The 17,233-nt window shown below is 43.1% G+C and carries 12 protein-coding genes; 2 read left to right on the top strand and 10 right to left on the bottom strand.

Going from position 1 to position 17,233, the window contains the following annotated elements; all coding sequences use genetic code 11:
• Nucleotide 1 precedes the first annotated feature (1 nt).
• From FA047_RS19985 to FA047_RS19970, 4 genes are all read right to left on the bottom strand, one after another.
• On the bottom strand, nt 2–970 hold the full coding sequence (locus FA047_RS19985) for a formylglycine-generating enzyme family protein (RefSeq protein WP_136837868.1): 969 nt from the start codon (nt 968–970) through the stop codon (nt 2–4).
• Between the two features lie 215 nt (nt 971–1,185).
• Complete coding sequence (locus tag FA047_RS19980; protein ID WP_136837867.1) at nt 1,186–3,723, bottom strand: ATP-dependent Clp protease ATP-binding subunit; 2,538 nt, start codon at nt 3,721–3,723, stop codon at nt 1,186–1,188.
• Nucleotides 3,724–4,038: 315 nt separating this feature from the next.
• Nucleotides 4,039–4,365 carry a helix-turn-helix domain-containing protein gene (locus FA047_RS19975; RefSeq protein WP_169304469.1) on the bottom strand — a complete coding sequence of 109 codons (327 nt, stop codon included), beginning with the start codon at nt 4,363–4,365 and terminating at the stop codon, nt 4,039–4,041.
• Nucleotides 4,366–4,570: 205 nt separating this feature from the next.
• A complete protein-coding gene (locus FA047_RS19970) occupies nt 4,571–4,912 on the bottom strand; it encodes a HopJ type III effector protein (protein WP_136837865.1) in 342 nt (113 codons plus the stop codon).
• A 404-nt stretch (nt 4,913–5,316) separates the two neighbouring features.
• Between FA047_RS19970 and FA047_RS19965 the strand changes: the two genes are divergently transcribed.
• A complete protein-coding gene (locus FA047_RS19965) occupies nt 5,317–6,159 on the top strand; it encodes an alpha/beta hydrolase (RefSeq protein WP_136837864.1) in 843 nt (280 codons plus the stop codon).
• A 32-nt stretch (nt 6,160–6,191) separates the two neighbouring features.
• On the opposite strand, the gene FA047_RS19960 is transcribed toward FA047_RS19965, so the two are convergent.
• Nucleotides 6,192–7,763: a S10 family peptidase gene (locus tag FA047_RS19960; RefSeq protein ID WP_205943361.1), complete on the bottom strand. Its 1,572-nt coding sequence runs from the start codon at nt 7,761–7,763 to the stop codon at nt 6,192–6,194.
• A gap of 160 nt (nt 7,764–7,923) precedes the next feature.
• On the opposite strand from FA047_RS19960, the gene ettA reads away from it, so the two are divergent.
• Nucleotides 7,924–9,600, top strand: a complete 1,677-nt coding sequence (gene ettA / locus FA047_RS19955) for an energy-dependent translational throttle protein EttA (RefSeq protein WP_136837863.1) — start codon at nt 7,924–7,926, stop codon at nt 9,598–9,600.
• 28 nt (nt 9,601–9,628) lie between these two features.
• Here the strand turns inward: ettA and FA047_RS19950 are convergent, their stop codons facing one another.
• The 5 genes from FA047_RS19950 to FA047_RS19930 form a co-directional block, all read right to left on the bottom strand.
• Nucleotides 9,629–10,549 (bottom strand): TIM barrel protein, encoded by a 921-nt coding sequence (locus FA047_RS19950; RefSeq protein WP_136837862.1) that lies wholly within the window; start codon nt 10,547–10,549, stop codon nt 9,629–9,631.
• 70 nt (nt 10,550–10,619) lie between these two features.
• A complete protein-coding gene (locus tag FA047_RS19945; protein WP_136837861.1) occupies nt 10,620–11,441 on the bottom strand; it encodes an alpha/beta hydrolase in 822 nt (273 codons plus the stop codon).
• Nucleotides 11,442–11,446: 5 nt separating this feature from the next.
• Nucleotides 11,447–12,319, bottom strand: coding sequence for an ROK family protein (locus FA047_RS19940; RefSeq protein WP_136837860.1), 873 nt, complete (start codon nt 12,317–12,319; stop codon nt 11,447–11,449).
• A 203-nt stretch (nt 12,320–12,522) separates the two neighbouring features.
• Complete coding sequence (locus FA047_RS19935) at nt 12,523–13,524, bottom strand: PorP/SprF family type IX secretion system membrane protein (protein ID WP_225872805.1); 1,002 nt, start codon at nt 13,522–13,524, stop codon at nt 12,523–12,525.
• 4 nt (nt 13,525–13,528) lie between these two features.
• Nucleotides 13,529–17,233 (bottom strand): T9SS type B sorting domain-containing protein (locus FA047_RS19930; RefSeq protein WP_136837859.1); only part of this gene is annotated, 3,705 nt, incomplete at its 5' end.

Genomic DNA, 17,233 nt, shown 5'->3' with positions numbered 1-17,233 from the left:
TCTAATTATCTTTAATTGGCGCCCTGTTGTAGTAAGCTTCTATTTCGGCTTTTGAAGGCGGATTAACAGGCCTTACGAGTCTCATCCCCACAAACGGAGCTTCAGGAAACCACCAGTTGCTTTTAGGGATTTGAGGATCTAATTGCTTCCATGAAGGATTAGAAGGTAATCTCGAAGCTGAACGCATATCATTCGGTTCATCGTTATACGCCCCACCTCTCACCGCATGCGGATAAAGTTTTGAAGGCACTGCTACGGGATTATTGGCTTTATTGCCTGTTACCCCTGCATAAAAATCCTCCTGGTATTGGTCGTACGTCCATTCCGCTACGTTCCCATACATGTCGTAAAGGCCCCATGGATTTGCTTTTTTCTGACCTACAAGCTGTGTTTTATCTCCGCTATTTGCTGCATACCAGGCATAATCTCCCAGCTTACCTGCATCATCTCCAAATGAATATTCAGTAGTCGTACCTGCACGGCATGCATATTCCCATTCAGCCTCAGTAGGAAGCCTGTAAAAAACACCCGTTCTGGCATAAAGCCACTTGCAATATTGAATGGCATTATAATTTGTCATGGCCAGCGCTGGCTGACCTTCTTTGCCCATTCCAAACGTCATGTCCAGATAAGGTTTCGTTGGTCTCGTAACTGCATCTACATTTGCAGGGATAGCCGCTGTGCTATGCGATTTCTCGTAATCTTTATATAAAAAGGGTTCATAAATATCCCATGTTACTTCATGGACACTCATCCAGAAAGGATCAATCTTTACTTTATGAACCGGCTGCTCATCGGCCTTTCCTTTTTTACTTCCCATCATAAATTCACCGCCCTGGATCGCCTGCATCTCGAAAGACAACTTTGTGCCGTTGACCTCCTGCTTGTAAGCAGCAGGTTTTTCTTGTGCGGAAGTAGTCTGGACAGCTATCGCAATTAAGGGAATAAGGATTGATAATTTGTTGTTCATTTATAGAATTTTAATACAAGGATATTTATAGCCTAACCTATTTGTAATCCCTAAATTAGAGGCTATTATCCATAAACCAAAATCTACAGGCATTTAATTTCGTAAATTGTGTAAAAACAACACTAAGTTGTTACATTTTGCAAGTTTTTATGTAAAAAAACAAACCCCCGGACTGATTGAACAGCCGGAGGTTTACACATTTTATCCTGGGCAGATTACTCTACACTTCCCTCTTCTTTTTTCTTTTTCTTACCCGGACTTCTATTTTCTACCACGATCTGATCACTCTCTTTATCGTAGTCAATCTCTAAAATATCCCCATCATGGATTTCACCTTTCAGGATTTCTTCAGCAATCGGATCTTCAAGATATTTCTGAATCGCACGTTTAAGCGGTCTTGCACCAAAGTTTGAGTCGAAACCTTTATCAGCTATGAAATCTTTTGCAACATCTGTCAGTTTCACTTCGTAACCTAAGTTATGAACACGACCGAACAATGATTTCAATTCGATATCGATAATTCTGAAGATTTCTTCTCTTCCAAGGGAATTAAACACCACCACATCGTCTACACGGTTCAGGAATTCAGGAGCGAAAGCACGTTTTAACGCATTTTCTATTACACCTCTTGAATGCGTATCTACCTGATTAACTTTAGCGGTAGTAGAGAATCCTACACCCTGACCAAAGTCTTTCAGCTGACGCGCACCAATGTTAGATGTCATAATGATGATCGTATTTCTAAAATCAACCTTACGCCCTAAACTGTCGGTAAGCTGTCCCTCATCCAAAACCTGCAACAGGATATTGAATACATCAGGGTGAGCTTTTTCAATCTCATCCAATAAGATTACTGCATATGGCTTACGGCGAACTTTCTCAGTCAGCTGTCCACCTTCTTCATAACCTACATATCCCGGAGGCGCACCCACTAAACGTGATACTGCAAATTTCTCCATATATTCACTCATGTCGATCTGAATCAGTGAATCATCACTATCAAACATGAAACGTGCAAGCTCTTTAGCCAGCTCAGTTTTACCCACTCCGGTCGGACCTAAGAAGATAAACGAACCGATTGGTTTTTTAGGATCTTTCAATCCCGCTCTTGTACGCTGAATCGCTCTTGTTAATTTCTTAATCGCGTCATCCTGACCAATGATTTTCTCGGCAACAGTATCGTACATGTTCAACAGTTTCACACTGTCTGTTTGCCCTACACGCTGTAAAGGAATACCAGTCATCATAGAAACTACCTCAGCCACGTTATCTTCCGATACCGTATAACGTTTGGTTTTCGTTTCTGCTTCCCATTCTGCCTTCGCACGATCCAGATCTTCCAGAAGATTCTTTTCAGTATCTCTCAGTTTCGCTGCTTCTTCGTATTTCTGGCTTTTAACCACCTTATTTTTCTCAAGCTTGATTTCTTCAATCTTGTTTTCAATCTCAATGATGTTTTCCGGCACGTGAATGTTGGTCAGGTGTACCCTTGAACCAGCCTCATCCAAGGCATCGATAGCTTTATCCGGAAGGAACCTGTCGGTAATGTACCTTGAAGTAAGGGCCACACAAGCATTGATCGCTTCATCAGTATAAGTTACGCCATGGTGGTCTTCATACTTCTCTTTGATGCGGTTCAGAATCTCAATGGTCTCATCCGGAGTAGCCGGCTCAATCATTACCTTCTGGAAACGACGATCCAAAGCGCCATCTTTTTCTATATACTGACGGTATTCATCAAGTGTAGTTGCACCTATACATTGAATTTCTCCCCTTGCCAAAGCAGGTTTGAACATGTTAGATGCGTCTAATGAACCTGAAGCACCACCGGCACCTACTATTGTATGAATCTCATCAATAAACAGAATCACGTCTGTAGATTTCTCCAGCTCGTTCATGACTGCTTTCATACGTTCTTCAAACTGACCGCGGTATTTCGTACCCGCCACCAAAGAAGCAAGGTCCAAAGTAACCACACGTTTGTTAAACAACACCCTCGAAACCTTACGCTGAACGATACGCAAGGCCAGTCCTTCTGCAATTGCAGATTTACCAACTCCCGGCTCACCAATCAGGATCGGGTTGTTCTTTTTACGACGCGACAGGATCTGAGACACGCGCTCGATCTCTTTTTCACGTCCTACTATTGGGTCTAGCTTACCTTCTTCCGCAGCTTTTGTCAAATCCCTTCCGAAGTTATCCAATACCGGCGTCTTAGACTTGATATCAGAAACTTTTTTAGGGCTGCTAAAGCTTTCCTCCTCACGATAATCGTCATCTCCGGTTGAAGCACTATTCTGAGTTTCATCTCTGAATCCGTTCTTATTCACTTCTACCTCCTGTTTAAATATTTCGTAATTGATATTGTACTGCAGCAAAATCTGCGAAGCAATGTTATCGTCATCGCGCAAAATAGAGAGCAACAGATGTTCTGTTCCTATTAAATCGCTTTTGAAGATCTTAGCTTCCAGATAAGTGATTTTTAATACTTTTTCAGCCTGTTTGGTCAATGGAATATTACCCAAATTTACTGTAACACTTGAGGTACCTCTTACCGAGTCCTCGATCGAACGGCGAAGTTTTGATGTATCAACTCCTAATGATTTCAATATCTTAATGGCCATACCATCGCCTTCGCGAATAAGGCCTAACAAAAGATGTTCTGCGCCTATGTAATCGTGACCTAATCTCAGGGCTTCTTCCCTGCTAAAAGAAATCACGTCTTTTACTTGTGGAGAAAATTTAGCTTCCATATATAACCTTTCTAAATCCGGGATGCCCTAAACTAAAAAATTTGTTTAATAAAAGCATCCCTGATTTTTTTATTTTATCAACAATTACGCCATTGGTTAATAAATAGATGTTGCAACTGCCGTTATTTCATAAATGTTACTATTTTCTGACTAATATAGTCGAAATACAAATAAAGGCTACCCCTATAAAACGCCTTTAAACTTTATACAAGATACCTTTTTTTATTGACGAATATGGAAATAAAAACGTATTGTCCTTAAATTGTAAGGATTTGAATCCTGTCTGCGCCTGTCAAAATGCCCATTGAATTACCATTATACCCGCAAAATGTCAGCATTCCGCACATGCGCCCGCCATACCCTTGGTGCAATACCTATTTTCTTTTTAAAACATCGACTAAAATACGGCGGATCCTGCATCCCAAGCTCAAATGTAATTTCCCTTATTGTCAACATCGTATTTTCCAACAAATGTATTGCTTCTGAAAGAAGCCTGTTTTGGATCATTTCATACACAGTCTTTCCAAGGTAGCGTCTCGTTAAGTTATTTAAGCGACAAACGGTACACCCGATATCCTCTAAATAGAAATCCCAATGTTTTTCTCGTCTGAAATTCTTTTCAATAGATTGTTTCAAATTCAAGATAAGCCTTAAATCTGCCTTTAGGTTTTGGCGATCCCCAATTATTTCGTTTATAGTAGTCGTAATCATTAATAAATAGCAATGGCGTTTTGAGATAGGCAAAGATAATAAAAACAAGGTATTTAACCAAAAAGAAATTTATTGTAAAAACAATCAATATTCTATTTTATTATTCACAATTCTTTATCTCATCTACGAATATAAGCTACTTTTTTAGTAAAGCTTCTCCTTCAAAAACAACCCCATCCCATCCATTGGCTATAAACTGCCTGATGTTTTGATGGTCTGCTGCATCGGGTGTATCTAACACCGACTGGTAATGTTCTGCAAACAGCTGCAGGGTATCAGCTTGAGAGAACTCATTCAACTGTGCAAAGGTAAACACCTTGGCACTCCCTTGGTTTTGAGTCGCTTCGTTATAAGCTTCGCCATTTTTAAAGGCAGTTGGTGTATGCGTATAATGCGCTTCTATAAAAGTGATGACGTCATTAAATTTGATTTTCTCTGATCTTAAGTCGGCTAGTAAAGCGGCTATTTGTTCCTGCATTCTTAACGTGTTTTGCTGTGAACTGCAAACATATTACTATTTGCTTATTTTTAGAAGAATTGTCCAAGACAAATCGTCAATGGCATGTTTCAATGATGTCTTCTCACTCCGGTTACACTGCGCTTATACTGTCTTTAAATTTCAGACGGATTTGCAGCGGGTCTGGTACGGGTTTGGTACGGGTTTGGTACGGCTAAACCCGCTCAAAACCCGTCTGAAAGCCGCTTCAAATCCGTCTGAAATATGTTTGTGACATAACCACATCCCCTAAGCATGCGCGACGGAATCCATAACCAACTGAATGTTAAGTCAAATAGGGTATTGAAAAATGGTCTGCATCACGGACCCTGACCAAAACAATCGATCCAAATCCAGATTGCTAAAACTATTTTTTAACTTGCAGTATGAAATTATCCTTCACAACGATTAAGGCATTAATTACGATTACTTTTCTCAGTTTTAGCATTTGCAGCTTTGCTCAGCAAAAAACAAACCGGCAAAACAACATCTTTTATTACCCGGATTCTAACTCGGTGACAGATTCGTATATCAAATCTCAGTGCCGGCTGGATTTTTATTATCCTTCAAATGTGAAAGACTATGCTACTATCGTATGGTTTCATGGTGGCGGAATCACAGGCGGAAGCAAAGAAATACCAAGGGAACTGATGGACAAAGGAGTTGCGGTCATAGGCGTGGGCTATCGCCTGTCGCCGAAGGTTAAGGCTCCTGCTTATATTGACGATGCTGCTGCGGCAGTAGCCTGGGTATTTAAAAACATCGAAAAATTTGGCGGCAGTAAAAAGCTGATCTTCGTATCAGGTCATTCAGCAGGTGGTTACCTGAGTACAATGATTACGCTGGATAAACAATACCTGAGCAAATATGGGATAGATGCAAACAGCATCGCTGGGATTATTCCTTTCAGCGGACAGGCTATTACACATTTCACTGTCAGGCAAGAGCAGGGCATTAAAGACATACAGCCCACGATTGATAAATATGCGCCTGTATTTCACGTAAGGGCCGATGCACCTCCTATGCTGCTCATTACCGGCGACAAGGAGCTGGAAATGCTTGGGAGGTATGAGGAAAATGCCTATTTTAACAGGATGATGAGCCTGGCGGGCAATAAGACCACCAGGTTGTTTGAACTCCAGGGTTTTGACCATGGAGGGATGGCGCGGCCGGCATTCCCACTTCTGCTTAAGGAAGTAGCCCGGCTGAAAAAGGAAATCCAGAAATAACAGGTTAAATCCCTGCTTTATAAAACAAGGTTTTAAAATTTAGCCGACTCACCAGGTTTTGGCAAGGCTTTCATAATGAATGACCTGATGTGCTCATTTGCGGTCTTTAGGTCTTCTTTACGCAGGTACATCATATGCCCGCTTCTATAGCCCTCCCAGCTCATCCTGTCTTTTAATTTCCCGGCGGCGTCAATTTGCCAAAGGTTGTACTTGGCGTTGAAATAATCACATGCACCATCGTAATAGCCAGATTGCACCAGCAAATGAAGGTAAGGGTTTTGTGCCATCGCCTGTCTCAGGTTTTCACCAGTACGGTCGCCCGTATTGTCCCAGGGAGAAACAGAGCCGAACATGTTGTATTTTAAATCTGTTTTATAGTTCAGTTCGTTACGGATATACATATTGATGGCCGGAGTAAAGGAATGCAGCCATGAAGTCAGCTCGGAATTGTAATCCGGCCCGTTGCCCGCAGCCATTTTATCTACACCACGGTAACGGGAATCCAGACGGCCAACAGTGTATCCCTTATCTCTCAGCAGTTCCTTCCAGAAAAAATTGGTAGGCACATCCAGATTATAATCTGAAATTACTTTTTCTGCCAAACCTGAATAACGCGACATCTTTGCAATGATGCTCTTTCTTTTATCCGGACTCAACATACCTCCCTGAGCTATTGCAGGGATAAGTTGATTTATGGTGAAGTTCTCTACCTCAGGTAACATCGCAGTCAGGTCTTTACTCTGAAGATCAGCCGGAAGGGCTTTATGGTACCATGCTGTAGCTGCGTAATAAGGTAATCGCAATGCGGCCTCTACTGGTCCGCTACGGTCTATACCCAATTCAGTAGGCGAAACCAGCACCACACCATTCAAATACATCCACTGGTTGTTTTGAAGTTCTAAAGCCAGGCCAGACACACGTGTAGTCCCATAGCTTTCACCAATTAAGAATTTTGGTGAAGCCCAACGGTTGTTGCGGGTCACAAAGGTATTGATCCATTCGGCAAGGTATTTAATATCTGCACGAACACCGAAAAATTTACTGCCAGGGATATCCTTGCTAACAGCCCTGGAATAACCGGTATTGACCGGGTCTATATAAACGATGTCAGCAACATCCAGAATGGAATAAGGATTTTCTTTATAGCCATAAGGCTGCACCGGATATCCTTCATCATCAATATTCAATACAACCGGCCCTGTGTAGGCGATGTGCATCCAGACTGAGGCAGAACCTGGACCGCCGTTGAAAGAAATGACCAATGGTCGTTTTTCGCGATTGGAAACATTACTCCTTTCATAATAAGTATAAAACAATCCTGCAATTGGTTTTCCTTCCTCATCCCATACCGGCAATGTACCGGTGATGGCTTTGTAAGGTACAACCTTGCCATCTATTGTGACCGAATGGCTGGTCTCTACTGTGCTTTCTACCTTAATGGTACGCTCATTGGCACCAGATGCGCGGTCAGCGGAAACTGGTTTTATTTCTGTCGTTTGTCTTGTTTCTGTTCTGTTTGGAGCTTGCGGACCTCTTGGCGTCTGCTGTGCCTGTACCGTCACAGCGGAAAGCATTAAAATGGTAAGTATCGGTTTAATTTTCATTTCGGTTTGTTTGGTATATAAATATCAGACAATTACACATTGAATCATAAATAGCGTCAGAAATGTTACTGTAAATCCAGCCTTGGGAGATCACCCCCTTTTCTTATCTTTGTTCCAGACATAAGGTTTTCTAAACCCTATCATTTACTAAATACCAAGCATGGACGAAAAGATAATTTTTTCAATGGCGGGGGTAAATAAGATTTACCCACCTCAGAAGCAAGTTTTAAAGAACATATACCTTTCCTTTTTCTATGGTGCTAAAATTGGCGTTATCGGTCTTAACGGATCGGGTAAATCCTCTCTTTTAAAAATCATTGCCGGACTGGATAAATCCTTCCAGGGAGAGGTGGTTTTCTCACCAGGATACAGCGTAGGTTACCTTGCACAGGAACCGCAATTGGATGAAAGTAAGACAGTAAGAGAAGTTGTAGAAGAGGGTGTAGCAGAGATTACTGCCATCCTTAAAGAATATGAAGAAGTTAACGAGGCCTTCGGTTTAGAGGAAAACTACTCAGATCCGGATAAGATGGATAAACTGATGGCCCGCCAGGGTGAACTGCAGGATAAAATCGATGCGGTGAATGCCTGGGAACTGGACACCAAACTGGAGCGTGCCATGGATGCATTGCGCTGCCCTGATCCTGAGACTAAAATCGGGGTACTTTCGGGAGGTGAGCGCAGACGTGTGGCCATGTGCCGCCTGCTGCTTCAGGAACCGGACGTACTTTTACTGGATGAGCCTACCAACCACCTTGATGCGGAGAGCATCGACTGGCTGGAGCAATTCCTTCAAAATTATAAAGGAACAGTTATCGCTGTAACCCACGACAGGTACTTCCTGGACAACGTTGCGGGATGGATCCTTGAGCTTGACCGTGGTGAAGGTATTCCATGGAAAGGAAATTATTCTTCATGGCTGGATCAGAAAGCGAAAAGATTAGCTCAAGAAGAAAAAACAGAAAGCAAACGTCAGAAAACATTGGAGCGTGAGCTGGAATGGGTGCGTATGGCACCAAAAGCCCGTCATGCTAAGTCAAAAGCGCGTCTATCAAACTATGATAAACTGGCTTCGGAAGATTCAAAAGAAAGAGAAGACAAACTGGAGCTCTTCATCCCTGCGGGTCCAAGACTCGGAAATGTGGTGATTGAAGCGACTAATGTAACAAAGGCTTATGGCGACAAATTATTATTTGAAGACCTGAGCTTCTCACTACCTCCTGCGGGTATAGTAGGTATCATCGGGCCAAACGGCGCCGGTAAAACGACCTTATTCCGACTGATCACGGGTCAGGAGACTGCTGACACAGGTACATTCCGTGTTGGAGAAACTGTTGAACTAGGTTATGTGGACCAGATGCACAATGACCTGGATGCAGATAAGACGGTTTATGAAAACATTACTGATGGTCTGGATAGCATTCAACTGGGCAATAAAGCTGTGAACGGAAGGGCCTACGTTTCTAAATTCAATTTCAATGGTGGCGATCAGCAGAAAAAAGTAGGCATCCTATCTGGTGGTGAACGCAACCGTGTACACCTGGCCATTACCTTGAAAAAGGGAGCAAACGTATTGCTGCTGGATGAGCCTACGAATGATATTGACGTAAACACGTTGAGGGCACTGGAAGAGGCATTAGAAAACTTTGGTGGCTGTGCAGTTGTGATTAGTCACGACCGCTGGTTCCTGGACAGGATCTGTACGCACATCCTGGCTTTCGAAGGCAACTCACAGGTTTACTTCTTTGAAGGTAACTACAGTGATTACGAAGAAAATCGTAAGAAAAGATTAGGTGATGTGACTCCTCACCGGATCAGGTATAAAAAACTAGTGTAATTAAAAAGGGGGCTGCGAGCCCCTTTTTTTATTTATACAATTCCTGAATTTTCAGCAGCAGTTCCTTCGTTTTCCTGATCCCCTCGTCTTCAGGAAGCCTGGACCCTTCATATTCTATCCCTACAATTCCCGTCCATTTCGCGGCCTTAACCATTTTAAAGATGCGCTCATAGTCCATCGCTATTTCATTGCCATTATCGTCAAAGTCGTGAGTTTTAGCACTCAGCCCCTTCGCGTATGGCAATAACTCTTCTATTCCTTTATACCTGTCGTACTCCCTGGTAGCACTGATTTTGAAGTTTCCAAAATCAGGAAGTGTACCGCAATACGGATTGTTCACCTGTTTGATCACAGATGAAAGCCAGCCGCCATCTGAAGAATAGCCCCCGTGATTTTCTACAATGACATTGATCTTATTTTTCTTGCCGTATTCAGAAAGTCTGCCCAGACCGTCTACAGCTGCAGCTTTAACTTCTTCTTCTGTTCCCCCGCCTCCGGCATTTACACGTATGGTCTTACAGCCCAGGAATTTTGCGGCATCAATCCACTTGTAGTGATTTTCTACAGCCTTGATCCTTGCGCTTTCATTCTTGTCTCCCAGCTGTCCTTCACCGTCGATCATGATCAAATGATTTTGTATGCCTTCATTTTTAGTCCTGGTGAGCAGTTCTTTTAAATAAGTCTGATCGGTTTCCTTCTTATTGAAAAATGGACTTACGTATTCTACGATATTGATACCGAAATCATTCTTAGCTTTTAAAGGGAAATCCAGATTGGTCAGTTTTCCTCCAAAGAGTGTTTTATGAAGCGACCATTGCGCCAATGATATCTTAAAAAATTCATTCCTGGGTGCGGCAAATGCATCCAGCGGCAATACGCCCGATATTCCTGCGGCGGCAGTGAGTAAACCAATATCTCTGAGAAAACTTCTGCGGTCTTTTGTTTCCATAATTTATTTGTGTGTAGGGGGTTGATTTTAAGTTCCTATTTACAACTAAAATAAATAATCTTTCTGGCGTTTACTTCGCTTTATTAAAAAAGTTACTGAAAAACATCAGTTGAAAGCCAATGGCATTTTTCCAGTAATCCCAGTTATGAGCACCAGGCCTGATGGTAAAATCATGAGGGATATTGCTGTATTGTAGTTGCTCATGAAGTTTCATATTGACTTCGTAGAAAAAGTCCTCCTTTCCACAATCAATATTCAGGGCAAGTCGATTGGGAACGAGTAAATAAATCAGGTCTATAACGGAATTTGCTTTCCATCTTTCGGGATATTTATCCATAGGGCCAAGCCTTTTGGCGATGTCCCAGTTTAAAGGAAAGGATTTTATATCAACACCGCCACTCATACTCCCGGCTGCGCCAAATACATCCTGATGTTTAAAGGACAGGTACAAGGCGCCATGCCCGCCCATGCTCAAACCGGCAATAGCTCTCCCCTTCCTATCCTTCAAAGTCTTATATTTCTGGTCGACAAAGTTTACCAGTTCGGTTGCCACATACGTTTCATATTTCCAGGCAGCGTCTTCCTGACTATCGAAATACCAGCTGGTTACATTTCCGTCCGGACAAACAATGATCATCTGGAAATCATCGGCATACTTTTTTATAGCAGGTACTTTATTTACCCAACCAGAGTAAGCATCACCGGCACCATGCAATAGGTATACCGTCGGGAAATTTTTATTGTTTTCATAACCCTGTGGAGTAATGACTACCGCCTTAATGTTCTTTTTCATCGCAGCACTGTAGGTAAGTACTGTATCAACCTGAGCAGCGTGAACAAGCTGACAGCCGATAAAGGTCAAAAGCCCTGTAAGAAAAAGACGTATTTTCATTTTTACTATTTATTAATCCAGGTACATGCTGCACCGACAAGTGCTGCATCCTCCCACATTTCAGTTTGCTTGATTACAACAGTCTTATCGACTATTTTATCCTGCAATATAGTAATAAAATGATCCCAGGTCTTGGCAATGTTACCCCCAATGACCAAAACTTCGGGCTTTTCGTCGGCAATAAAATCATTTAAGAATGAGGCAAGATTGGTAGCGAATTCATCAAACAGCTGAGCTATGATACCTGCTTCTGCTGTCGAAAGCAATTCTTCTACGTTTTTAACTTCTTTATCTGAAAGTTCCTTATACCTTTTCAGAAACCATCTGGTAGAGATATATTCCTCTGCTATACTGTCAAGAAATGGTACAAATGCCCTGTTTACATCAATGGTTTCACCCTTGCAGCTACTTGTAGAGCCCAGACCTGTACCTAGTGTGACTCCAATAGCTTTCTCAAAATCAGATGCTGCTCCTGAAGCAAGTTCACCACGCAAAAAAGCTTCTGCATCATTGATGAAAATAATATGATCTCCCGGAATACCCAATCGTTCAGATAATACTTCACGAACATTTAGTCCGTATAGTGAATCGTATTTCTGCTGGTTCTTCATCAGCGAAATCCCATGCTCATAATCAAAAGGCCCCGGCATTGCGATGCCAATCCTGGTACGCTGGTCGCCTTGTTTAATGATCAATGATGACAAAGCGTCTATCCATGAGTCGAATATGACCTCAGCAGTATCCATAGATGCCACCCTAAGGCGCGTCATGGTTTCATCAATAACTTTATATGATTTACAATCTACATGCGCTGCTGTGATGTGAGAGCCACCTATATCAACCCCTATGAAAGGAAGTTCGGCCGTTTTTATGTTCATTTTAGAGATCTATTTGGTTAATGACAGAATAAACTAGCATTCTATAAGTCAAATAAAGTCATTTAAACCGTTTTAGCAAAATTTATTTATAAATTAATTGCAAGGGTTTTGTCACTAAAATAAAAGTGCGGGAGAGTTGAGAGAAAAGAGGCTGTTCGGAAAGGTACGTTCGTATTAAATTACCTTTCCGGATAGCTTCTTTATTAAAAATAACGAGGACTCAATATCCTGTCCCTCTGTCCAGGGAAGGTTATACTTAGTGAAACCTCATGTGATCCCTGCTGATAATTTGCCAGCTTACTCGTCGTATAATCAAATGAATATCCTATACGAAAACGGTCGCTCAGGTAAACCTCAACAATGCCGGAAACTGCATCACTTTTATCCAGACCACTTTGAAGGTTCTTTTTATCCCATAGTGCTACACCTGTCCTCCAGGATGCCCCTATCCAAAGCTTTTTACTGATTAGCAAGTAACTATTCAGATCCAGACTGGTAGGCCCCTTGAAATCTTCTTTGATCATAAATGTCGGTTTAAGATCCAGGCTTTCCGTCAAGGGTATCATCACGCCTCCTGTCAGATACAAATGGCGCACCTGCTTTAAAATCGTATAGCTATCAGTAGTTGTTGTCTTGTCTGTTATTCCTGAAAGAAGGTCTATTACAGATACACCGAGATAAAACTTAGGTGTATAGTAATACACACCAAAACGAAAATCAGGTGAGAGCTTACTGTCATTACCAACAGGAATACTACCATCACCCTGATCAGTGGCTATAAACTTAGAACCATCTACACTGTATTGAGTTGCACCAAAGGCAATACCAAAGCTTAGGCGCCTGGTATCTTCTGCATCAAGTTGCAGTCGGTAGGCATAATTGGCATAAACCGCAGAGGTATTTTGCGGACCAAGTCTGTCGTTCGTAGCGATGATGCCTAACCCGACTTTCTTACCGGGATTGCCTGTAAGACCATCAAAGGATGCTGTCGCTGTTCTTGGTGCACCATCTATCCCGGCCCATTGCATCCGGTAACTCATACTTCCCGTCCAGGCCTCCTTATAACCTGCATAAGCTGGATTCACAGCAAGGCCATTAAACACATACTGACTGAACTGTATGGTTTGCTGTGCTTTTGCGTTCAAAAAGCCGACAGTGAATAGTACTAAAAATATATATCCTCTTGAAATTCTATTTGTTCTCATGTTCCTATCTCTTTATAAATACCCAGCCTCTAAATGTAGTGAAGCCCCCTGTTTTCTCCCTTCGTTTCACAACGTAGTAATAGGTACCCTCATTCAACTGCGAACCATCCCAGTCATTTTTGTAATCACTTGATTTATATACTTCATTACCCCATCTGTTCACCATGTAAATTTCTGTACCAGGGTAATTTTCTATGCCCTTGATTTTAAATACATCGTTTGAACCGTCTCCGTTTGGAGTGATCACATTTGGAATGATAAAGTCTGCATAATCAATGATCGTTTCTACAGTGTTACTTTGTGTAGGCGGCACACCTGCCTCTGATGGTGTAGCTGTTGCGGTATTTGTAATCCGTCCTGTAAATGATTTGGAAACAATACCTGTCACTGTAATGATGATTTTATTGCCTGTTCCTGTAGGAAGATCAGCCGTTACATTCAGGTTGTTACCGCTTCCTGTGCCTCCTGTATTGATTTTAGCCGTACCAGATACCACAGTACTCCATTCCACATTTGTGATGTTGTTGCTGATTATATCCGTAATGGTTAGGTTTTCTGCATTACTCAGACTGTTATTACCTACCTCAATAGTGTATGTAATTCTTTCTCCTGATTTGAGCTGTGCCGGCCCTGTTTTGATCACGGATACCCCTGGATTTCTCTTCACGTTTGTTTCCACAGGAGGTGTTACCACTGGTAAATTACCTGGTTCTGAAGGTGTCGCTTTCGCTGTATTGATTAGCTTACCTGCAAAGGCTGGGTTAATTGTACCTGTAATATCAATAATCAGTTCATTTGCCACACCTGCAGGAATAGTAGCTGTTACGCTCAATGCATTTCCGGTTCCCGTAGATCCACTTGTGATTTGTACTGCACCTCCCGCACTTGCTGTCCAGCTTACGTTGGTCAGTGCCTGAGGAATTGCATCCGTGATCACTGCATTTTGTGCAGTACCTGGACCATCATTGGCTACTTTAATCACATACTTCATTTGCTGACCAGCTATTGCTTCTGCAACACCTGTTTTTGTGATTCTGAGTGCCGACACGTTTTTAACAATCGTAGTTACCTGAGAGCTAATGGCTGGTTTACCTGCTTCAGATGGCGTGATCGTTGCCTTATTAATCAATGCACCAGAATATACCGCATCTACCTTACCCGTAACAGTTACGAGTATTGTTCCATTTGCAGGAACTGTTGCTGTAAGTCCTACTGTATTTCCTGTTCCGCTCGCGCCTGCACTGACTACAGATCCACCAGTTACTGCACTCGTCCAGCTTACATTTTTAACTTCTGCCGGAACAATGTCGCTAAGTTTAGCGCCAACTGCTTCAGATGGGCCGGCATTGCTGATGGCGATGGTATAAGTAATTGCTTCACCGGAACTAATGGTTCCCGGACCGTTTTTCAGTACTGACAATGCTGAGTTTTTAACGATCGAAGTGGTGATCTCATTAGAGGTTACCGGTGGGTTACCTGCTTCTGATGGGGTAACTACAGCAGTATTGCTCAGACTGGTCAGTACCGTGTTTGCAGGAACCAAACCAGTGATCTGAACCCTAACACTTCCCTGTCCTGCCGGAAGGTCTGCTTTCACATTTACTGCATTACCTGTACCTGCAGCACCGCTGTTGATCACTGCTCCTGATGAAGCAGTTGCTGTCCAGCTTACGTTGGTCAGTACAGCAGGTACCTGGTCAGTAATGGTCGCATTGACTGCATTACCAGGACCGGCATTGTTTACATCAAGGGTATAAGTAACCGTCCTGCCCGCATCTACGCTTCCAGGTCCTGATTTTACAATGCTGATGTTAGACTCATTAACCACCGTAGTCGTAACCGCACCCGAATTTACAGGTGGATTGCCTGCTTCTGATGGTGTAACTACCGCTGTATTTACCAACTGTCCTACAAAACCAGCGTCGATTGTTCCTTTAACAATGATGTTTATCGCATTGCCTGCACCGGAAGGGATATTTCCAAGAACTGATACTGCATTTCCGGTTCCCGTTCCCCCGGTGGTAACCACTGCGGCACCACTGCTCATTGCTGTCCAGCTTACATTCTTAATACCTGCCGGTACAGCATCTGTGATGACTGCCTGTATTGCATTACTTGGTCCGTTGTTGATGACACGGATTGTATAGGTGATAGCAGAACCTGATACCCCGCTTTGAGGGCCAGACTTGCTCACCGATAAACCGGTCAGCGTGGTGATGTCTGTTTTTACCGTACCGGCGTTATTTGAAGTGTTGAAATCTGTAACCCCTGCAGGTAACTGTACATCTGCTGTATTGCTGATACTGCCTGTTGCCGTGCTTGCTTTTACTATACCATTTACAGTAATGGTGATGTAGTTGGCTGCTCCAACAGGGATATTTGCGGTCGTCTGGATATTGCTGCTGCCTGAGGCGCCTGCGGTAATACTTGCAGATCCACTCGCTACTGCTGTCCAGCTCAAACCTTCTATTGCTGAAGGGACATTATCTCTGATCAATAACCCGGCAACATCAATAGGTCCGGAGTTACTGACTTTTATGCTGTAAGAGATTGCTGAACCTGCTGCTACCGTTTGCGGACCCGATTTCTGTACCTGGATATCGGTACTCTGGTTCACCGCAGTGACTACTGAACTCTCCCTGACACCATTGGCCGTTACGGTGACCGTATTGGTAAAGGTAGGATGAGCTGAGGTTGAAACTTTACCAATTACATTTATGGTAATCGCAGTATTTGCATTTCCGTCAGCAGGAATATTTGCTACACTGGTAATGTTATTACCTGTGCCGCTTGCATTACCTGTTACGGTTGCGCCGCCTGTAGCTATCACATTCCAGCTGGTGACAATCACATCTGCCGGCACCGGATCTGAGATCTGTGCAGCGGTAATGTTTCCTGCCCCACCATTTCTGATCACGATGGTATAATTGATCGGATCACCAATATTAATTGTTGCCGGACCACTTTTCGACACCTTAAGTACCGGATCGTTGTTCACTTTGGTCGTTACAGAACTGCTGTTTGAACTTGGATCCGGATCTGTTACAGGACTTCCCGCAGGGAAGTTTGCAGTAGCTGTATTCGTAAAGACCGAACCATCTGTATTCGAAGCTTTAGCTCTTCCTTTAATTTCTATATTAATCTCTCCTGTTCCTGATGGAATGTTTCCTGTGATGTCCACATTTCCGGTTCCGCTTGCTGCGCTTACCGTTGCTCCATTCTGAACAGTAGCTGTCCAGGTTGCATTTGCTTCTATTGCAGATGGTAACGCATCTTTAATTAAGACTCCTGGTGCATTACTTGGTCCATCATTTACAACGCGCAGGTTGTAAGTCAATATTTCTCCCGCTCCTATATTGGCAGGTCCGGATTTGATGATCCTCACATTGGCTGTTCTGCCCACAGTGGTAGTCACCGTACTGCTGGCCGGACTTGGGTCAGTCACCCCAGCTCCAGGAACTGCCGTAGCTGTGTTCACCAGGCTGCTGCCGGCAAAGCCCGCATCAACTGTTCCATTCACCGTGATCTGTACCAATGCACTGCCCGCCGGAATGTTGGCCGTTACGCTCACATTGCCCGTACCGCTGGAAGCGCCCGAGAGCACAGCGCCGTTTGTACCCACTGCTGTCCAGCTTACATTTGTCAATCCCGCAGGTAACACATCACTGATGTTTACCACTCCTGCATTACTTGGCCCTGCATTGCTTAC

The sequence above is a fragment of the Pedobacter frigoris genome (assembly GCF_005116445.1).
In the GTDB taxonomy this organism is placed as follows: Bacteria; Bacteroidota; Bacteroidia; order Sphingobacteriales; family Sphingobacteriaceae; genus Pedobacter; species Pedobacter frigoris.
This window is presented reverse-complemented; position numbering and strand designations above follow the sequence as displayed.